The sequence below is a fragment of the Enterococcus sp. BWB1-3 genome (genome assembly GCF_016745275.1).
Classification (GTDB): domain Bacteria; phylum Bacillota; class Bacilli; order Lactobacillales; family Enterococcaceae; genus Enterococcus_L.
In genome coordinates this window covers 100,190-121,158 of record NZ_JADOEP010000012.1, presented here as the reverse complement: position 1 = coordinate 121,158, position 20,969 = coordinate 100,190, and the positions used below count along the sequence as shown (strand labels likewise).

Annotated in this window: 18 protein-coding genes and 1 pseudogene; 5 read left to right on the top strand and 14 right to left on the bottom strand. The window is 37.6% G+C overall.

Translation table 11 applies throughout. The features are described from left to right. From IW492_RS18660 to IW492_RS10095, 4 genes and pseudogenes are all read right to left on the bottom strand, one after another. Nucleotides 1-67, bottom strand: a pseudogene (locus IW492_RS18660) (IS200/IS605 family transposase); the annotation flags it as partial. 208 nt (nt 68-275) lie between these two features. Continuing rightward, nucleotides 276-929, bottom strand: coding sequence for an ABC transporter substrate-binding protein (locus IW492_RS18385; RefSeq protein WP_202067496.1), 654 nt, complete (start codon nt 927-929; stop codon nt 276-278). Further along, entirely contained in the window at nt 830-1,855 is a 1,026-nt protein-coding gene (locus IW492_RS18380) for a peptide ABC transporter substrate-binding protein (protein WP_202067495.1), read from the bottom strand. The genes IW492_RS18385 and IW492_RS18380 overlap by 100 nt, the downstream gene beginning before the upstream one ends. A 46-nt stretch (nt 1,856-1,901) precedes the next feature. Then, a complete protein-coding gene (locus IW492_RS10095) occupies nt 1,902-2,507 on the bottom strand; it encodes an NAD(P)H-dependent oxidoreductase (RefSeq protein ID WP_202067494.1) in 606 nt (201 codons plus the stop codon). 791 nt (nt 2,508-3,298) lie between these two features. On the opposite strand from IW492_RS10095, the gene IW492_RS18375 reads away from it, so the two are divergent. From IW492_RS18375 to IW492_RS10085, 3 genes are all read left to right on the top strand, one after another. Next, a complete protein-coding gene (locus tag IW492_RS18375) occupies nt 3,299-3,421 on the top strand; it encodes a hypothetical protein (RefSeq protein WP_267491676.1) in 123 nt (40 codons plus the stop codon). A 365-nt stretch (nt 3,422-3,786) separates the two neighbouring features. Continuing rightward, complete coding sequence (locus tag IW492_RS10090) at nt 3,787-4,254, top strand: SRPBCC family protein (RefSeq protein ID WP_202067493.1); 468 nt, start codon at nt 3,787-3,789, stop codon at nt 4,252-4,254. Further along, nucleotides 4,254-4,634 (top strand): DUF1761 domain-containing protein, encoded by a 381-nt coding sequence (locus IW492_RS10085; protein WP_202067492.1) that lies wholly within the window; start codon nt 4,254-4,256, stop codon nt 4,632-4,634. Before IW492_RS10090 ends, IW492_RS10085 begins: the two co-directional genes overlap by 1 nt. A gap of 665 nt (nt 4,635-5,299) precedes the next feature. Here IW492_RS10085 and IW492_RS10080 read toward each other — a convergent pair. The 10 genes from IW492_RS10080 to IW492_RS10035 form a co-directional block, all read right to left on the bottom strand. After that, nucleotides 5,300-5,671 (bottom strand): VOC family protein, encoded by a 372-nt coding sequence (locus tag IW492_RS10080; RefSeq protein ID WP_202067491.1) that lies wholly within the window; start codon nt 5,669-5,671, stop codon nt 5,300-5,302. Nucleotides 5,672-5,954: 283 nt separating this feature from the next. Next, nucleotides 5,955-6,425: a ferric iron uptake transcriptional regulator gene (gene fur / locus IW492_RS10075; protein WP_202067490.1), complete on the bottom strand. Its 471-nt coding sequence runs from the start codon at nt 6,423-6,425 to the stop codon at nt 5,955-5,957. 101 nt (nt 6,426-6,526) lie between these two features. After that, on the bottom strand, nt 6,527-7,405 hold the full coding sequence (locus tag IW492_RS10070; protein ID WP_202067489.1) for a CvfB family protein: 879 nt from the start codon (nt 7,403-7,405) through the stop codon (nt 6,527-6,529). A 22-nt stretch (nt 7,406-7,427) separates the two neighbouring features. Continuing rightward, a complete protein-coding gene (locus IW492_RS10065; RefSeq protein WP_202067488.1) occupies nt 7,428-7,751 on the bottom strand; it encodes an AzlD domain-containing protein in 324 nt (107 codons plus the stop codon). Beyond that, nucleotides 7,741-8,448 (bottom strand): AzlC family ABC transporter permease, encoded by a 708-nt coding sequence (locus tag IW492_RS10060; RefSeq protein ID WP_202067487.1) that lies wholly within the window; start codon nt 8,446-8,448, stop codon nt 7,741-7,743. The genes IW492_RS10065 and IW492_RS10060 overlap by 11 nt, the downstream gene beginning before the upstream one ends. A gap of 204 nt (nt 8,449-8,652) precedes the next feature. Continuing rightward, nucleotides 8,653-10,761, bottom strand: a complete 2,109-nt coding sequence (locus IW492_RS10055; protein WP_202067486.1) for a cell division site-positioning protein MapZ family protein — start codon at nt 10,759-10,761, stop codon at nt 8,653-8,655. Between the two features lie 208 nt (nt 10,762-10,969). Continuing rightward, nucleotides 10,970-12,076: an RNA polymerase sigma factor RpoD gene (gene rpoD / locus IW492_RS10050; RefSeq protein ID WP_202067485.1), complete on the bottom strand. Its 1,107-nt coding sequence runs from the start codon at nt 12,074-12,076 to the stop codon at nt 10,970-10,972. An 81-nt stretch (nt 12,077-12,157) separates the two neighbouring features. Next, the gene (gene dnaG, locus IW492_RS10045) at nt 12,158-14,032 is read right to left on the bottom strand and encodes a DNA primase (protein ID WP_202067484.1); all 1,875 of its coding nucleotides are present in this window, start codon (nt 14,030-14,032) and stop codon (nt 12,158-12,160) included. Between the two features lie 197 nt (nt 14,033-14,229). Beyond that, nucleotides 14,230-16,551: a cation-translocating P-type ATPase gene (locus tag IW492_RS10040; RefSeq protein WP_202067503.1), complete on the bottom strand. Its 2,322-nt coding sequence runs from the start codon at nt 16,549-16,551 to the stop codon at nt 14,230-14,232. A 196-nt stretch (nt 16,552-16,747) separates the two neighbouring features. After that, nucleotides 16,748-17,353 carry a lysozyme family protein gene (locus IW492_RS10035; RefSeq protein ID WP_202067483.1) on the bottom strand — a complete coding sequence of 202 codons (606 nt, stop codon included), beginning with the start codon at nt 17,351-17,353 and terminating at the stop codon, nt 16,748-16,750. Nucleotides 17,354-17,524: 171 nt separating this feature from the next. Between IW492_RS10035 and IW492_RS10030 the strand changes: the two genes are divergently transcribed. Both IW492_RS10030 and mprF read left to right on the top strand, forming a co-directional pair. Then, nucleotides 17,525-18,247 (top strand): alpha/beta fold hydrolase, encoded by a 723-nt coding sequence (locus tag IW492_RS10030; protein WP_202067482.1) that lies wholly within the window; start codon nt 17,525-17,527, stop codon nt 18,245-18,247. Nucleotides 18,248-18,555: 308 nt separating this feature from the next. Continuing rightward, nucleotides 18,556-20,802 (top strand): bifunctional lysylphosphatidylglycerol flippase/synthetase MprF, encoded by a 2,247-nt coding sequence (mprF, locus tag IW492_RS10025; protein ID WP_330927816.1) that lies wholly within the window; start codon nt 18,556-18,558, stop codon nt 20,800-20,802. Nucleotides 20,803-20,969: the final 167 nt, after the last annotated feature.

Genomic DNA, 20,969 nt, shown 5'->3' with positions numbered 1-20,969 from the left:
GTGCGAATACTAAATGATACTTACATTTCCAGACAGTGTGTGATAAACTTTCGTTAGCCTTTTTCATAGAGGTGCCTCCTTAACTTTTGATGTGGTGGTCGGGAAACCAACTTCATCTTATCAATTTAGGAGGCTTTTTTACTACCACGCTGGAAGCTCTCAAGAACCCCCAGCATAGCTGGGGGTTTTCAGAACATACAAAAAGAGCAGATATTGACAATTCAAAGCCAATATCCGCTCTTTTACACGTTAATAAACAATCCCCAAAAGTGCTGTTACTCATCTTTAGGAATTATTTTTCCATAATAATTAGGGGGACCAAATAAATGATGGATCATCCCCATAATGTCCTGTCTCATTAATGCTGTGTTGGCAGATTGATAAAGCGGTACGACACCGGCTTCTTCCAGCAATGTATGTTCTGCATCAATCAGCACTTGCCAGCGCTCCTTTGGCTTCGCAGACAATTCTCCGGCTTTTTGCAGTAATTCATTATAAATTGAACTGTTATAGCCTGAATGATTATGAAATGAATCGCCTGCGTAATTATTCAAATAAGTGGTCGGATCTTGAAAGTCAGGACCAATTCTTGTTAACAGCAAATCAAAATCCTGATTACTTTCACGATCAAGCAAGCTCTTTTCAGGAAGCAATGATATATTTACCGTCAAGCCTTCAAAATTTTCTTCCAGGCTATATTGGATATATTCTGTAATTTTTTTGTTTTCATCCTGATCTGAGGCCAGCAAATCAATAGTAAATTCTTTTGTTTCTGATTCAGAGAGTGCTTTTTTCCACAGTTTCTGGGCATTTACTTTATCGTAAGAAGTCAGAATGCCGCTTTCCTCCCTAAAATCTTCTTCTGATTCAGGATTTCCGACAAATTCAGCAGCCACAACTCCTCCGGCAACTCTGGAATCATTATCCAAAATTTCATTGACAATGTGATCTCGGTCAAGTGTACCCAGGAATCCAGTTGTGTTGTATAATCTGGATCATTTTTATACTGTTTCGCAAACTCACCGGATAACACCGCTCTGTCCAGCTCGTTATTTTCGTACAGATCGACAGCCAAATTAGTTTCTTTCACTACCTGAATATTTACTTTATCAACATTTGACTGTTTAGAATTCCAGTACAAGTCGTTTTTGCTGTATGTCCATTTTTGATTTCCATGCTCCCAGTTTTCGAGAACATAGGGACCATTATATAAAAGATGATTGGCATCTATTCCATAATTATCCCCTTGCTCGTTCACATAGCTTTCATTTAAAGGAAACCATGTCGGAAATGTCATAACAGAAGTAAAATAGGCAACCGGCGCTTCAAGTTCGACTATAAGTGTATAGTCGTCTGGAGCAGAAACCCCTAATTCCTCCGGCTGTTTCACACCTCCCAGAATGGCTTCAGCGTTTTTAATATCCATCAGTAGAAATGAACTTGGCGAAGCATAATTGGCATCCACCACACGCTGCCAGGCATATACAAAATCATGGGCTGTTACGTTCATCCCATTGGACCATTTTGCATTTTTTCTCAGCTTCAAGGTATAGGTTAGACCATCTTCACTGATTTCAGGAAGCTCTTCTGCAACACCGGGAATAATTGAATCATCGGCATCCAGATTAAACAACCCTTCCATTACCTGAGTGATGGCAATAAAACTGCCGCCGTCCAGTGCATTTCCAGAATCCATAGAAGAAATCTCGTTGATTTCCATCATATTAATAATTTTATCCGGACTTGCTTCATTTTCTTTTTGAGAATCTTTTTTTGTTCCTCCACATCCGGAAAATAATAAAAACATGCCCATGATCATAGTCGCTTTAATAAGTTTGCTAACTGCTTTTTTCATTTTTCTCAAACCCCTATTATTTGCTTTATTGTATTGAAAGATCTGTTTAATTAATTTGATTCATTCGACTCTCCACATCGTCTAAGTAGACAGATAGCTCTTCTTCAGTAAGATAAGGAACTCTGCCATAAAAAACATGATCAATTACCTCTACACCATTGGACTGGAACATCCATTCTGACGTGAGAAGCTTAATTGCCTGATCGATTGGAGTCAGCTCGCTGTTTTCATTTTGAGGCTGACCAGTTGGAGTGAAAAATAGTGCCCGTTTCCCGTTAAATCGTTTTTTGGGTTCATCATCTTCAAAACTATAAGCAAATCCATGGGCAAATACACGATCAACATAACCTTTCATTATAGCCGGCATACCATTCCACCAAATCGGGAAAATATAAATTAGTAAATCACTCTCAAGTATCAGCTGTTGTTCTTTAAGAACATCGGTAGGATAGTTACTATTTTCACGAATGAATTTTCCTTTTTCTACATGAATAGTTTCCGCCCTGCTTAAAATCGGATTGAAGTTCATTTTGTAAAGATCACGAACCTCCACCTGATGACCATTCTTCTCTAAAGTCGATTTCGTTCGATCTAAAACTGCCTTGCTAAAACTCACCTCTCTTGGATGAGCGTAGACAATCAATGCTTTCATTTCGTTATCCTCCTCTTGTTTGATTTCTTTATCATTATAGCAAAACTTATTGGAAATCGCTTATATTGAATGTTTTTTCACAATGATTATGAGAAAACTGACATAAATAGAATCCTGCAATGGTTTATCAAAGGCTTTTAGTTTGCTCTGTCCAATTTTGTTATTTTAGATGGCATAATTTTTATTTCGATGAATTGTCGAGCGGGTTACACTGGTCAAATCCTTAATAGTTGTAATTAAAAACCACTAAAAAGCATGTTCCTTTGATTTGAAAACAGATAGCACAGTTTTTAGAATTTTTAGTATTTGTAGAGTACATTGATGGTTTTCCTTTATATACACCTTTTCTTTAGCTTGTTAAATTCCTCATAACCGACGTTCTTTACCCAACAAAAGAGTCCTTTATACTGAACCTTGGATGACTTATCCAAGACCAGTAAAAAGGACTGCCAAATGGATAAGTATAGAACAAATTCAGCATTTAAATAAATGGTTTTCAATCATAATTCTAAAAGAGTTGCCAACTTCGATTCAAGAAAAGATTGCTCACTTTAACCATTATCAGGAAAAACTCAAATTTACCAAGGTTTTGCAGATTTTTCTTTATGGAGTTCACGAAGAAAAAGAAAGCTTTCGTGAAATGGATACAACCTTTGTTTTCGACTAAATACTGCCATTTTGATACAGTTTAAAATGGTCATTTTTTTGATATTTCTTTTCATTTGACGAACATAGGTTCTGATGTTATTCTTTTAAAGAAATAAAAATAACAGAGAATGAGAGGTAAAATAATGAAATTTGACATTTCTTTGAATTTTGATGGGCAATGTAAGAATACACTCGCTTTATACCCAACTGTTTTTAAAGCTGAGGTTCAGGATTTTAAAACAGTTGAACTGTTACTGGAAAACTAAAAATTTCCAGCAGCTGATAATAATAAACAAAAAGTGATGTACACGAATCCTAGAATAGGTTCAAACATTGTAATGTTTAATGATATTCCGTCAACTAGTATTTTGATTTGAGACAATGACATTGCACCACCTATAGGTTCTTACAATCAAAATGAACTTCGACGAATGTTTAATAAACTTAAGAGTGGTAGAATTGTAAAAATGGAGCTTCAGCAAATATTTTGAAATGGGTTGTATGGTATAGTGACAGATAAATTTGGGGAAACTTGGTAATTTTCTCGTTATAATTAGCGGTACCAATGGAACGAATAAAAGGATTCACCAAGAATACTTTAGTAAGAATAACAAAGAAGGAGTGACGACAATTGATATCCTGGAAAAAAGAAATAATAATTCCTGTAAATATCGAGATTATTTGGACTTTATTTGATATAGAGAACATGAAACGTATTATGCCTCAAGTGATTGAGACAAAAGTTTTAGAGAAAACAGATGGGATTGTTGGCAGTACCTATGAGCAAACTTATCAAGAGGGGAAAAGAGTAGAAAAATACATCGTAACTGATTTGGAACATGAAGATACCCCTGAAAGAAAGCATAATAAGTCAGGATTTACTCTTGCCAAAATGTTTGAAATTGAAACTTCTTTTACACTGATAAAAATAAGTGAAAATGAAACAAAATTCTTATATAGCGGTCAAAATAAAGGAACGAATTTTATTGCACGTTGTATGGTAAAAATGATGGGAAATAAGAAGAATGAGCAAGTGGTTACTGATTTTATGGAACGAGTAAAGACTGAAGCATTAAAAGATAAGACTGGTGGAAAATAATGAATATTTTAGCAATTATTAGTGCAGGTATATTAGCTTTTGGGGTAGGTGCACTTTGGTACACAGTCCTTTTTGGAAAAACTTGGAGGAAAGAGCTTGGAATTACTGAGGAACAAGTTGAAGAGGGCGACAGCGGATTTTTTCCTATGTTACTGTCGTTGTTAATTGAAATAGTGATAGCATTTTTAGTTATCTACACAATCAGCAAATTACAATTACCTGTTTTTACATCAGGGCTGTTAATTTCAAGTATTGCAGTGTTTTCAGCATTGAAAAACTATATATTTGAACAAAAGTCATTAACACTGATTTTAATCAATGAGGGCTATAAGACCGTTTGCATTATGATTATGGCTGCATTCTTTTACTTTTTTGGCTAAAAATTATTAATCAGCTATACGAAAGGCTGTTGAATCACTAACGGTCCAACAGCCCTTTTAATGTGTGGGACTATGACATAAGTATGTCTGAGTCCCCTAAAACCGAATAAATGGTGTTCCAGTCTTTGTATAATCCAAGCATTCATAAGAAGTGTAGGAGCGAAGCCCCCCACGCTTCGAGGATCGGAACGAAGTCCTTCAATTCTTAGTGGCTCTGCCATTTAGAAATTGATGAGATCGAAACGAAGTGTAGTGTAGTGAGAACCACAGACGCAGAAAAACGGATACAGCGTAATATTTTGTCTCAAGAATCGTTAGAACCGTAGAGGTAGCAGCTCTCTTGAAAATAAGTCGAATGATACTGAAACTATGGTATGTTTCATACGTAGAAGTTGATATGATCGAAGCACAGCGTAGTGTATCCATTCTCAGCTATTCATTCTATGAATAGTGTTCCTTGACAATTTTCGGATATTCCGACTTATTGACATAAATCACTATGATTGACTTGTCAGAGTAGATGATCCATGATACCTACTTGGTTCTTAAGGAAGAATATTTTTGCTCCTGCGGTTACTCGTCGCATGAAGACCTTTGCTCCTGCGGTTACTCGTCGCATGAAGAGCTCTGTCACAACCTCACAGTAATTTAATTCCTTTCTTTGATTATACATGTTGATCAAATAATATTTTGTGCCCATCTGGATCTTTAATGAAGAAATAACCTGCATTCTCCCCATCCAATGATGCTCCTAATTCCAAAGAGTACCCTTCTTTTTCTATCTTGCCAGCAATTTTTCGAATATCCTCCATCCCGTCCTCTGTTTCTTTATTGGCATTCCACTTTGGATTAAAAGTAAGAAAACTTTCATCGAACATCCCTTGGAACAATCCAATTCTTGCCTCTCCATTTTGCAATACGCACCAATTTTGTTGCACATCTCCACTTACTTGTTTAAATCCTAACACCTCATAAAACTTCATAGAAGCATGTAAGTCTTTTACAGGGAAACTAACTGAGAAATTACCTAACTTCATAAACTATCTCTCCTTTTTCGATCACTTAATCTAAAAATAAATAACAGAGATATTTTTTGATAGTGTTATTACTCTGTTTTTTATCTCAGTGAACAATATTTTACATTTTCCGAATTAAGTTTACCAGTCTCTTTTTTCAATTACAAGAAATAAAATTGCTATTTACTGATATAAATTCAGTGCCCTTTAAATACAACAGTAACACCAATTTTTGACAAACAAAAAAGTTCAAATTCTGCTAACAAAGTAGAAATTCGAACTTTCTTCTATTTTAACTTTAGTATTACTGGCTTTTAACTTCTTCTTTTTGCTTTTGCTGACACTCCTGACAAATCCCATGAAACGTTAGCCGATGATCTTTCACAATAAAATGATATCGTTGCTCAACAATTTCTTCGACTGCTCCAAGCAAATCCTCTTCCACCTCTTCAATATTCCCGCACTCAAGACATAAAAGATGGTGATGAAAGTGTTTGGCACCTTCTTTTCTCAGATCATACCGGGCAAGTCCATCATTAAAACTCACCTTATCTATCACTTTGATATCTGTTAGGATTTCGAGCGTTCGATACACGGTAGCCAGACCAATCTCTGGGCTTTTCCGCTTAACTAAAAAATAGATTTCTTCTGCAGACATGTGGTCTTTTTCGTTTTCAAGCAGAACGAGTAAAGTCGCTTCCCTCTGAGGAGTCAGTTTAAACCCAGATTCATGTAGTTGTTGTTTAATTTTTTTCAAAGCTGTCATAGAAGCCATAAAAAAACCCCTTATTTAAAATAATTATAATCTAGAATAAGTTTCTATTTAACTAAATAATAATTATTATAAATTAATTTAGATACATTTGCAAGTGATTCTCAATTAGGATGCTGTTCTTTTGTTTCTTCCAACAAAATCGTAAAGCCTTTTTCTTGTTTTACTTTTTTAGCTTTTAACAAACTGCCCAGGGCTCTTTTGAATTGACCTTTGCTAATACCGAAATATTGCTTAATTTCTTCCGGATCTGATTTATCAGTAAATGGAATTTTTCCATCTGCAGATCGTTCCAAAAAAGTCAGAAGCATCGCAGCATCATCACTAATTGCTTCATGTGCTCTAGGTTTTAACGAAAGATTCAGTATGCCATCCGGTCGGATACCAATAACTCTTCCAGCTATTTGTTCACCCAGACGCGGTTCCCGGTACCTTTCAGAAGGATGGATAAAACCCAATTTTAAATCATCTGTTAAGATATAAGTACCTGCCATTTTCAGACGAAAAACGGTACCAGTAATATTTTTATTTTTCAATTCATCTGTTCCAGGCTGAGACAATGCTTTAAAATACGTTTCATCTGCCAGCTGTCCCCATATTCTTCCCTTTTCATCTACTCTAAGTGAAACCATTAAGCGATCTTCTTTTTTAGGCCAAAGTTCTTTCATCGTTGAAAGATCATCCATAGAGACAACAATATCTTTGTCCTTCAGCCCGATATCAACAAACACACCTAAATCTCTCCTGACCCCGGTCACTGTTCCAAAAGCATAATTATCCACTCTGCTCTCAGGAACAGCTGTAGTCATCACTGTTTCCTGTTTTTGATTCAGGTAGCCAAACCCTTCCACTGCTTCTCCCAGCTGATGTTCGCCTTCTTCTTTTGCAAGGCGGAAAGTAACACCATTTTTTTGTAAAAAGTAATGGGTATCATTTTGATCAATAACCAATGCAGTAAAAATATTTCCTATTAATTCATTCATTTTCTTTTTCATCCTATCTGTTTTAAAAAATCAGTCTCAGTAACGCAATTGTTACTATTCCTGTAATAACCGTGCGCATTAAATCCTTAGTTCTGACCGCTACCAATAATGTTGGGATACAACTGACAGCCTCCAGTACTTTTAGTGTAGGAAAACTGCCCTCTTTATAAGTCAGCATACTTTGTAAAAGCAAAGCTGTTAATATACAAATGGGAAGATAGGACAGGAATTTTAAAAGCCACTCCGGGAAATCCATTTTCTTTGTCAAAATAAATGGAACAATACGCGGAATCCATGTAACCAGGGAACATCCCAAAATCGTCATAAGCACATAACTATTCATCATGAGTTACTGCCACCCCCACTCCGCAGCCAATCAAGGTTGCTGCGATAACTGAGACCTCTGGTGAAGAAAATTTCATCAATACATATAATGATACACAGACGGAAATTAATACAATAATCGTCTGCTTCGTCTTTTTTTTGATGACAGTATCCACCTGAAGGACAAACAGTCCGGCAAACATAGCCACTAAAGCAAAATCCAGACCCAACACATAAGGATCAGGTATCCAGTTCCCCAGAAGTGCACCGACAACTGTTGAGAGTATCCATGTAAGATAAGCCGTAATATTCAATCCATGCGTCCAGGCTGAAGTAATCTTATGATCATTGGAAATCGCTGTCATTAAGACACCATAAGATTCATCCGTCAGCAGACTGCCAATTCCCACATTGGTTACTAAGGGTTCCTCTTTAAAATGACTGGCTACAGACATACTCATTAAAAAATGTCTTAAATTTACCAAAAATGTGGTTAAAACAATTGCTGAAATGGGGGCCTGAATCGCCAGCATCCCGCAAATAATAAATTGAGCACTGCCTGCATATACCAGTATCGACATCAAAGCGACCTGAATTACAGATAAACCAACACTCTTCCCTACAACTCCCGCTGCAATGCCAATTCCTGCATACCCAAGTACAGTTGGCAGACAAGCATGGAATCCTTCCCGAAATGTTTCATACTTCTTCTTTGCCATCCAAAGAATTCCTCCCCTTTTGTTTAATCTATTTGTCTCCTTAATAGAACAAGAGTCCGGAAGAGAATATCTTCCAAACTCTTTAAGCCCTTATGAAACAGAATACTACGTGTTTTCTTACCAAGTACAGAGGTATCTTAATCATACTTGGTTCTCATAAAATTTTTTTAGCCTGATACTTTTTTATACAAACCATTGCTGGAATCAGTTCCCTGCATTTCTGGAGGCATTTCCTTTGAACCAGCCCGTTTGTGCATTGATCGTCACTAAATAAGTACCATCTGTTCTATACAAATTATAGTAACCTTGTCCGTTTACGATGCGGGCAGGCTCCAAATAATAGCCGCCCTCTACCATATAGCCGCGTTCAATACATGTTGCAATTACTCGTTCCTTCACACCCGCTGCCCATATCCAAGCCGCATTTCCGGTATCAGCAACATCAGCCGGATTTACAGTATAGACAGGGGCTGTATAAACACCATTACTATCAGCTGCTGAAAATCCGCTGCTGTCAACAGCCGTATTAACATTTCCGGCAGTATTGTTCGCAGCTGCAGAGTTTGCTTCGTTCGAAACTTCAGTTTGGCTGTAAACTTCAACATTTGCAGCTTCAGTCTCAACTGCAGCTGAGGCTGCGTTTTGCTGAGCTGCATTATCTGCATCAAGGGCTGCTTTTGCCTTTGTCAGCTTCTCTGTTAATGGCTTTTTCAACGCTTCATTCTTAATTTTATCTACTTCTGCAACAGCAGCTGCATAAGTTTCGTCCGATAATATCGCACGTGCCTGATCATCTTTATAAATTGCGTCAACTGCACTTTTAGCATTTTGTAATTGATCATATTGCGATGTTGCACCATCGATTGCCTGATTGATCAATTTTGAAAATCCGTCTGTTCCAGTCTCTTTTTTCAATGTTACTTCTTTATCTGCCGCAAGGGGCTGTTCTTTGTAACTGTCTCCAGTAATTGCTGTCGCAGTAAAAAGAGTATTGACATCTTTAATTGTTGCTTGTTTAGATTTCACCTTTTCAAGCAATTTATTTAGATTTTCATACTCATTATCTTCTTTTAATTTTTCTATATTTGCTTCAATCGACTCTGTACTTACAGAAACCATATCAGGTTTCAAATAGAGCTGATTATCATCTAAGAAGTAGCTCTTTAGTGAAGCTTTTGTTTCATCAGCCAGCTTTTCTTTTGAAGAAGACTGTGTTGTCTCCGGAGAATCTTTCGTCTGATTTTGACTGTAATACCAGCCTCCTGCCCCCAGCACCAAAACGGCCGCTGTTGCTATAGCAATCGGAAGTTTCTTTTTGGGCTGCTTTGGAGGTTTCTGACGGTTAGCTGCTTCAGTAGCTCTTTTCTTCTTTGGACGTTCTGCTTTATCAAGATCAGCAAATTGAGATTGCGGACGTCTTTTAGGTCCCAGTTCAGTAGGTAATACATCCGTTTCCTTAAAAAAGATCGGTGCCTGATCCATTTCTATTTCTTCCGGCTTCTTGCTTTTTGAAGGGATGAACGGTTCTTTGACTTTGGATTTTTCGACAGATAGACTCTCTTCTGCAATAGAATCATCGATTTGTTCTTTCTCTTCAAAAACCCCATCTGTCTCCAATAGATTCACTGTATCGGCTTCAACGATCGGATCGTTGAACGATAGTTTATCGTCTTTCTCCTGATTTCCTTTTAAAGCTTCTTCATTTTCAACAGATTCATCAGAAATTTCCGAAACAAATTCGAGGTCTGTATTTCCTTCAAGCTTCCTTTTCTCTGCTGCTTCGACTTCCCTTTTGTGTGCTTCTATATAGTCTTTCAAAGTTGCAGTATCTGATAGTTCCGAAGAAGGCTCTACTTCATCTTCAACTCCCTGATTGTCTGGTTGCTCCTCTAATTCATTTGAAAGAGATTCATCCTCATCGACAACCTCAGAAAGAAGTTCCGGGGAATCTTTTTCCTGAACTGAAGGGGCTTCTTCAATACTTTCCTCATCAGACGGTTCTTTTTCAATTATTTCTTTATCAGCATCAACAGGAGTTGCATCCTTGCTGCCCAAGCTTTGCTGCTCATTGAATAAGTCCATTACATGACCAATACTAAGGTCTTTCAGATCAGCCCATTCAATATTTTCATTTTCCTCAGCAGTTGAGAAATTTGAAGAAGAATCTTTAAATAAATGTTTCTGATTTTTTTGCTCTGTATTTTCTTTCTTTTCCTGGTCAGCGGCTTCCTTTGAAAGTTTGAATCCACACTCAGGGCATGTTTGTTCTTTATCATCAACTTCATTTCCGCAATTCGGACAATGCATTGTCATTTTTTCGCCTCACATTCTACTCTACCAAGTAAATCTAATCTATCACAAAATGCGTGTTGTTCCAATATGTACAAGTTAACTTTTATGTTAAGTTTTATTAAAACATTTTGAAAAACAGCTCTTTTCGTATGCTTCGAAAAGAGCTGTTAAATAGAAATGACTCATTCACTTGAGCAGTTTCAAGTCAGAACTGTTTTCAAAATCTTTTTTATTCCAAGAAATCTTTCAGTTGTTTTGAACGTGACGGATGCCTTAATTTCCGCAATGCTTTTGCCTCAATCTGACGAATCCGTTCTCTTGTTACACCAAATACTTTCCCAACCTCTTCCAGTGTCCTTGTACGACCGTCGTCAAGACCAAAGCGAAGACGAAGAACATTTTCTTCCCGGTCAGTCAAGGTGTCCAAAACATCTTCCAATTGTTCCTTTAGAAGCTCATAAGCAGCATGCTCAGCTGGGCTGGTTGCATCCTGGTCTTCGATGAAATCACCCAGATGAGAATCATCTTCTTCACCAATAGGCGTTTCAAGTGATACTGGTTCCTGAGCAATTTTCAAAATCTCACGAACTTTCTCTGTTGGAAGATCCATCTCAGCACCGATTTCTTCCGGTGTTGGTTCTCTTCCCAAATCCTGAAGGAGCTGACGCTGAATTCGGATCAGTTTATTAATCGTTTCAACCATATGAACCGGAATTCGGATTGTTCTTGCCTGGTCAGCAATTGCACGAGTAATTGCCTGACGAATCCACCAGGTTGCATAAGTAGAAAATTTAAACCCCTTGCGATAGTCAAATTTTTCTACAGCTTTCATCAATCCCATATTTCCTTCTTGAATTAAATCAAGGAACTGCATACCGCGTCCGACATAACGTTTAGCAATGGAAACTACCAAACGCAAGTTAGCCTCTGCCAAGCGTTGTTTTGCTTCCTGATCGCCTTCTTCTATTTTCAACGCCAACTCTACTTCTTCTTCAGCAGTCAGTAATTGAACACGCCCGATCTCTTTCAGATACATACGTACCGGATCGTTGATTTTAACTCCTGTTGGGGCAGATAAATCTTCCATTTGAGCTTTGGTCGCTTCTTTTTCGTCTTTTTTCAAACTGTGTTCACTTGGGTCGCCATTTTCATCCACTACACTTATCCCTGCATCTTCAACTTTTTGAATCAGTTTTTCCATTTCATCTGCATTCAGTGTAAAAGGTGTTGCAAGCGTATTTGACAAGTCGTCATAAAAAGCTGTGCCTTTCGGCTTCTTTTCTTTAATGAATTTTGCAACGGCCGCTGCGTATTTTTTTTCTGTTTCTTTTTCCATGAAAGAAGGCCCCCTACATTTTTACATACTTAGTTATTATATAACATTTGCTGTTGGTTTGTTAATCATTTTCTATTTAAATTATCTGGTTTTTTGTCTTTTTTGCGCCAGTTTAATTAATTCCAGTGACAATTCATCCACTCGGGTTCTATTTCCCATATGCAATGCTTCCTGTTTTTCAAAATTCTTCTGTTGAATTTCCAGATCAATCACTGAGTTTTCAATCACTTTCAACAGATCTTCCAGTTCCCTTTCAGATCCTTCTTCAGACAGTTCCTGATAGGAAATATCAATAACCAGATTGCGCAACTCTTCCTGCTGCAGGTATTCTAAAAACTGAGCGAGCACAAACTCAGGATAAGTTGACAAAAAACTGTCAATCAGCAAATACAATTCCTGATAGCTTGTATGCACGAATGAGAACGCTTCGTTTTGCTGAAGCGCAGCTCGAATATTTCCTTCGTTCATGATCCGGTACAGCAGCATCCGCTCTGCTTTTTCCACTCGAGAAAGTTTTTTTTTCGTTGGAGCTGGTGCTGCCGTCTCATCCATAATTGGAAAAGACTCGTCAAAGTTTTGTGCTGACTGCTGTTGTCTCTTCTCACGGGATGAGTGCCGCTTCTCTGCTTCTATCAGCCGAAGCTGTTCTTCCAAACTGTGAATGGAAAGATGAAATTCCTCAGCCAGCTGGTTCAGATAACGATCCTTTTCCAGCGGAGAATCCACGGAGGATAATTCCATAAGCATTGTATTTACATAATCAAGCTGCTCTTTTTCATTGTTCATATTACGAGTCAGCTTGTGATAACGCATTTTAAATGAAACAACTGTTTCTCTTCCATGAAGAGCCAACTCTTTAAAAGCCTCCGGACCATATTTTCGCAGATAATCATCTGGGTCAAGTTTTTCCGGAATATTTACAATACTTAATTGGAATCTGCTGTGCTCACTTAAAAGAGACACTGCACGATTTGTTGCTTCTATTCCCGCCTTGTCACCATCATAACACAGCACAAGCTCTCCGGCAGCACGTTCAAGCTGTCTAATCTGCTCATTCGTTAAACTGGTCCCCATAGAGGCTACACCGCTTTTTATCCCTGACTGCCACGCAGCAATTACATCCATAAATCCTTCGAACAGGAAGACCGTATTTTCTTTTCGAATCTCTTTTCTTGCAAGATTAAAGTTAAACAAAGTTTCCCGTTTATTAAACAGCTTCGTTTCCGGACTGTTCAGATATTTAGGCATATCCTCACCGGAAAAATCCTCTGTCTGCAACAATCTTCCTGAAAATGCAATAATCTTTCCTTTTGCATCAGAGATTGGGAACATAATCCTTTGATAAAACCGATCTAAAAACTCGCCGCTTTCCCGCTGAATAAACAATCCTGTTTCCTGAAAAAGCGAGTCGGAAATTTTTTCATTTGAAAAAACCTGACTGAGAAAGTCTCTTTTTTGAGGAGCAAAACCAATCTGAAATTCTTCAATGATTTCTTTAGTCAGTCCCCGTTCCAACAAGTAGTTCAATGCAGGTTCGCCAATTTGGGTATTCAACAAAACATGATGATACAACGCAGCTGCTTTTGTATGTAATTCTAAAAGCTGGCGACGTTGCGGATCTCTGTCCTGCACATTTCCTTCGATATGTTCAGATAAATCAATCTGCAGCGGAATTTGTTCCATGTCTGCAATTTTCTGTACAGCTTCCGGAAAACTAACACCCTCAATTTCCTGTATAAAGTTAAAAACAGATCCGCCTTTTCCACAGCCAAAGCAATGGTAAATTTGTTTATCCTCTGCAACTGAGAATGAAGGTGAGCGTTCCTCATGAAACGGACATAGGCCCATGTAGCTCTTACCGGATTTCTTCAGTTGGACATACTGTCCTACAATCTCAACAATATTTGTACGCTGTCTTACCTCATCAATTACTTCCTGAGGTATTCTTTGTGCCATGTTCCTCACCTCCAAGAACAGAAAAACATCTTCATGTGAATAGTCGGTAAAAAGACGCACTGATCTTTTTTCAGTACGTCTTAAAATGACACAGTTACACATCATTCATTGTATCACAAAATTCTTTTATTTCAAGTATTTAGCGCCTTCGTAATTCTGTAAAACAAGGGATTTTCTTTACCTTCTATACCTTCGAACTACAAATCTTTTACGGTTAAGCCGTTTTTCTTCATTGTGTACAGCCCAATCATCGTACGAACGATAATATTTAGAACCATCATAACAATAAAGATCGGCAAAGTAGTACTTGTTAAGAAGCCAACCTCCAAAATATGGTGAAACAGCATCGCAGCTACATAAATTCCGCAAATGGTTGTAACAATTAAGAAAATTCGTAAGCGATTTAATGGTAAACATGCTCGAACCACCGCCATACAGCTAATTCCAATTAACAAATAATACATCAATGTAGTCGTATCCAATTGATTAATTCCCTGATTTTGAGCAATCAGATAAACAGCAACAACATTGATAACAACAAGAACTGCATTCACCGAGGCATTCCTAAGCGAAGTAGGTAGAAATTTACCATTAATTTTTCTTTTATCCCCTTCAAAAGACAGGAAAAATGCCGGATACCCTTCGATTGCCAAATCAATCAAAGTGATTTGTATAGGGATAAAGGGAAAAGCAATTGTCGTTAATGCACAAATAACTGATAAAATCAGTGAATAAATGGTTTTGATAAAGAAGACGCTGGCAACTCTGGTTACATTGTTCACTACACGGCGTCCTTCAAATAGCACGTCCGGCAGTGTAGTGAAGTCAGAATCCAACAGTACCAAATTAGAAATTTGTCGAGTTGCCCCGTCCCCTTCTGCCATGGCAATACTGCAATCAGCCTCACGCAAAGCCAAAACATCATTTACTCCGTCCCCAGTCATGGCGACGACATGATCATTCGCTTTTAATTCCCTTACAATCGTCCGCTTTTGCTGAGGAGAAACTCTACCGAAAATGGTATATTCATGAACAGCTCGTCGGACCTCTTCTTCTGTCTTTTTAGTTGATAAATCCACATATGACTCATAACCGTGCAGTCCGGCACGCCGTGCAATATTGGAAACTGTAATCGGGTTGTCTCCTGAAATTACTTTTAAATCTACCCCCTCTTCACGAAGATAGGCCAAGGTTTCATTTGCGTTCTGACGAATCGGATCGTCAATCTCAAATAGCGCCAAGGGTTCCAACGGCGGCAATTCACCATTGTCATTTAAAACACCATCAGGAGAAATTCCCATCATTAATGTGCGGTAGCCTTGTTCCTGAGCTTCAAAAACTTCTTTTGGCAGACGATCTTTTGGAAATAGTTTCTCCGGTGCCCCAAGTGCAACAATTCCTATCTCATTAAACTGAACAGCTCCCCATTTTTTTTCCGATGAGAAGGGCAGTGTTTTTACTGCACCATATCGATTGGATATCTCAAAATGATTGCGAATTGCCTGCATAGTAATATTGTTGTCTGTACTTTCAGCCAGATAACTGCCAATAATCAATGGAAAACTGTCACTAAATGTTGAATGCAAAATTGCAACTTTTTGGACACTCATTTTCCCTTCAGTGATTGTTCCTGTTTTATCCAGACACAGGGTATCTACGTGTGCCAGTGTTTCCACAGCATACATATCCTGAACCAAAATCCGTTTTTTTGCCAGTTTAATAACACCGGTAGTTAAAGCAATACTTATCAGCAGAACCAGCCCTTTTGGCAGCATCCCCAACAATGCTGCAGCAGAAGCAACAACAGACCCTTTCATTCCAGACTCTCGAATAAAATAGCCTTCGATAAATAAAATAATTCCCAATGGAATAATAACAAAACTGGTGAATTTTGATACTTTGCGAATTGACTGAATCAGCTCTGAACGAATAGGTTTATGTACTTTCGCTTCTGAAGTGATTTTAACGGCATAATTATCAGCACCTACGTGAATAACCTGCGCATAGACTTGTCCGCTTGATAAAAAACTTCCGGATAACAGCACATCTCCATCCGTTTTCTCGATTAAATCAGATTCACCTGTCAGTAAGGCTTCATTAGCTTCTGCTTTTCCATCAATTACTTTCATATCAGACGGCACTTGTTCTCCCGCAGAAATAAGAACAACATCGTCCATAACTAGTTCTTTTGTACTGATTGACTGTCGTTTGCCATCCCGAATAACTGTGACATTTTCTTTCGCCACAATAGAAAGTTTTTGAACTAAATTACGTGCATGTATTTCCTGATAAATACCCATGGTCATGTTGACTAAAATAATGGCTAAAAAAGCCAGATTGGAATATGCGCCCACTGCAAGTAAACAAAGTGCAATCCCGAAATTTAAAAAATTAAATAGTGTCATGACATTGTCATAGATAATATCTTTGGTAGTTTTTGCTACATTTTCTTCATAATCATTTTGAAGCCCTTGCTGTTTCCTGCTCTCAACTCCCTGAGAACTCAACCCTTTTTTCATTTCAAATTGATCTAGTGACACAAAATCCCTACTTTCCTACTCATTGCTAAAAAACACATCCTCTTTAGTTTACTTGTTCAAAGAAAGAACTGCAAGAAAATCCCCAAAAATAATCCTTGAGGATTTATTCTTTAGAATTTAAATGAGCTGATTCTTTTTGTGAACAACATTCGTTCTATAATACCTGCTCCACTGGTCAGCTGAACCAGTGGATAAAGTTTTGATTCATTTTAACAATATCTGCATAAAACATGTTCCCGCCATTCCTATAAAGAAATCCACCGTTGTGAATAATTGACTGCAAACGATAGTAGCGATAGGTTTCTTCATTTTCATTTCCTAGTAAAGGCGATAGAAATTCCCTTGAATACTCTTCAGATAAAGCCATTGTATTCTTACCTCCGCGTTCCTTTACAAATCGAATGTATTCCAAACCATAATTATAAGCCTGGACAGCGGTCCATAAATCATTTCCCGCCTCTCTATTTTGTTGAATGGCTTCAGCAAGAAATTTCACGCCGTATTCAATGCTTTCCTCTGGATTATCAATTACTGACTGCTGGCCGTAGACACTTTCACTGCTTTGCATCAAATCAACAGAGCGGCCTTTTGACTCTGTATAGATTATGGCCAAAATCAACTGCTTATATTCTGGAATCCCCATTTGTTCAGCTGCAAGTTCAACCTGTTCCTCATACTGTGCAACCTGCTGCACGTTTTCTCGAATCTTATAGCCTAAAATAATGACTGTGATCGTTATCAGCAGTAAGAAAAAAACACCCAATTTTTTTATGATTTTCATATTCTATAAATTAAGTCCTCCAAACATAAGAGAAATATTATCTATCATACTTTACTCTTTTATAAATAGCTCCTTGAAAGATGATTCTTTAAAAAAACTAATTAGTTTCTGGCTTATTATTTTTAAATTCCTCAGGAACAGACTATACTGGCAATGATAGGTGATGATAACATGACAATTGAAAAGAAATCCATTTTAACTCCTGACGGCAGTAAAATTTTCTATGAGGTCAGCGGTTCCGGTTTCCCTTTGTTTCTTCTCCACGGAAATGGAGGGAGCAGTGATTACTTTAAGCATCAGGTTCCCGTTTTCAGCCAATATTTTAAAGTGTATACCATCGATTTTCGTGGTCACGGAAAATCCACGAACACTCAAAAGTTTTTTTCATTCGACTTACTTTCTGATGATATTTATCTTATCACAGTAAAAGAAAAGATTCACTTTCTGAATATTCTAGGTTTTAGCGATGGGGCAAATGCTGCAATGGTTTTTGCCTCAAAGTATCCAAATAAAGTAAATAAATTAATTCTGAATGCCGGAAACACAAGTAGTGAAGGTCTATCTTTTCTTACACAACTGGGAATACATGCCGAGTATTCATTTTATTCCTTTCTGGGACTTTTCAGTCAAAAATGGAAGCAGTACAAGGAGCGAACAAAATTGATGCTAAAAGATACAGGTATTACTACAGAGGACCTGCAGCACATTTCTGCAAAGACGCTGGTCATCGTCGGAAAACAAGATATTATCAAGCTCAGCCACTCACTCTACATCGCAGAAGAAATACCAGATTCCTCTTTTGTGCTTGTTTCCGGTCAGGGACATCTATTTGCAAAAAAAAATCCTCTGCTTTTTAATCAAAGTATTCTAACATTCTTATTGGAGAACAGGTGATGATATGAAAAAAATTGTAATGCGGGTAAAAAAGCAAACTGCTCTTCTTAAGACACTCTTTATTTTCTCTGTTTTAATCATCGTTGCAGGAGAGTTGCTGAGCATCAGCAAAACCATCTCATTCAACCAGCTGGAAGAAATCTTTCAGTCTATTCCAGTCTGGAAAATTGTTATCATGCTGATTGTCGGATTAGCAGCAGTTATTCCAATGTTTGGTTATGATATTACGCTCAACCGCATGCTGCAGAATAAAATGAAACCTTCCTATTTGCTGGAAACCAGCTGGATGATTAATTCCATCAACAATATTGCTGGATTCGGCGGTATTATCAATATTGGGTTGCGAACGGCTTTTTTCAGGAAAAAAAACTCCGGCAAGAAAGTTGCTCAATCATTATCTAAAATTGTTATTTTTTTGTTATCCGGCTTGTCCATTTGGAGCTTTCTTTCTTTTTTACTTGTTTTTTTTTGGAAAACAAAATCTGTACCTGCAGCAATATTTGATTTGGCTCATTATAGGAAGTTTATATTTTCCGCTGGTTCTCTTAATAACAAGTATAAAAAAGGACCACTACATTGGAAATATTTCCATTTCTGCAAGACTGCAGTTAATTTTAATTTCTTTTTTTGAATGGACAGGTGTGCTCAGCTTCTTTCTTCTGATTGGTATTTTAATGAATGCTTCCTTCCATCCTTTACAAGTCATTCCTCTTTACGTTGCAGCTTCAATCATGGGAATGAGTTCCATGATCCCTGGTGGGCTGGGAAGCTTTGATGTGATGATCATTTTAGGCCTGCCTTCACTGGGAATTCCAAGAGAAACGGTCATCGTCTGGCTGCTGCTGTTTCGACTGTTCTACTATATTGTTCCCTTTTCCATTGGCATTTTTCTCCTGATAAAAAACTTGGGAAAAAATTTAAACGAACGTTTTTCGGGAATCCCTACAGAGCTTTCCAGAGAAATCAGCCATAAGTTATTAGTTTTTTTAATGTACTTCTCAGGTATCATGGTTGTCCTCTCTGCTACTGTTCCAGAAGCATTCAACCAAATACACTGGTTAAGCAGGCTGAATCCTTGGTCTTCACACTTATTCACTCAGTTTCCGACTCTTCTTTTAGGATTTGCCTTGGTTATTATGGGACGAGGGATTGCTGCCCAAGTAGAACGGGCATATGCTCCTGCGATTGGGCTGATTTCAATCACACTGGCTTATTCAAGTGTAAAAAATTTTAATCTAGGAGTACTTATCCTTCTTATACTGTTGCTGATTTTTGTCATTTTTTCAAAAGATGAGCTGTATCGCAAACAGCTGGTATACTCATGGGAAATGATAACAGTGGATGGAATTATTTTTACTGTTTTAACGTTGCTTTATATTATTATTGGGGTTTATAATCTTCCAAGTTTTCCTCATCACAAAAAACATTTTATCTCATTCTTTTTGTTCCCTTCAGAAAAAATCTGGTTTTCCAGATTACTTGCTATTATTCTCATTGCCTTATTTACCTTTCTCTTTATTCGTTATCTGAAAGGTGAACAGCGAATTATGGGCGAGCCTTTAAACATTGAGAATGCGAAAAATATATTGAATCACTTCGGCGGAAATGCGAACAGCCAACTAGTTTTTCTTAACGACAAAAATATGTATGTTTATACAGACAACACCGGAATTTCAACTGTTTTTTTACAGTTTAAAACATTAAATGACAAATGTATCGTAATGGGAGATCCTTCGGGAAAAAAGGAAGATTTTGCATCTGCAATCGCAGAATTCATCCAAGAATGCGACTACTGGGGCTATCTGCCAGTGTTTTACGAAGTATCGGCACCCATTGTTCTGACTCTTCATTCGTTCGGTTATGATTTTATCAAGATGGGTGAAGAAGCATATGTTTCGCTGGGGGATTTCACTTTATCCGGTAAAAAGAGACGCGGGGACCGAGCAATTATGAATAGGTTTGAAAAAGAAAAGTATACATTTGAAATACTCTCCCCTCCTTACTTGCCAGAAGTAATGCATGAATTAAGACTCATTTCAAATGAATGGTTGGGAAATCGAAAAGAAAAAGGTTTCTCACTAGGTTTTTTCTCGGAAGAATATTTACAGATGTCAGAAATTGCAATAGTTAAAAACCAACGAAATGAAATTCTTGCATTCGCTAATATTATGCCTACATACACAAAAGAGGAAGGCACAATCGATCTTATGCGTTATAAAAAGGAGGCTCCGCCGGGTGTAATGGATTTTCTTTTCATCTCCATCTTTAATTACATGAAAGAAAACGGAGTCTCCGTTTTCAATATGGGAATGGCTCCGCTGGCCAATGTTGGTACATCCAAAAAAAGCTTTTTTCAAGAACGAATCGCATTTCTGGTTTACGAATTTGGTTCAACTTTTTACTCCTTTCAGGGACTAAAAGCCTATAAAGACAAGTTTGCATCTGAATGGAGCCCTCGGTATACGCTTTACTCTCGAAAGAGTTCACTTCTCTATGCAATGATTGCTTTGCTAATAATTGATAACGCACCTGTCAGAGAAAAGAAAAGCCACTAATCTTTTGAATAAAAGAAGGAAGCATGACATTAGTAGTCGCAGCCTCCTAAAACCGAATAAACGGTGTTCCAGTTTTTATATACCTCTACAGTTAGTTATCTCCTATTTAAGATTGAAGGTCTACGTAGTCACGAGATCGTCTTTTCACATACCATTCTGCTACTATT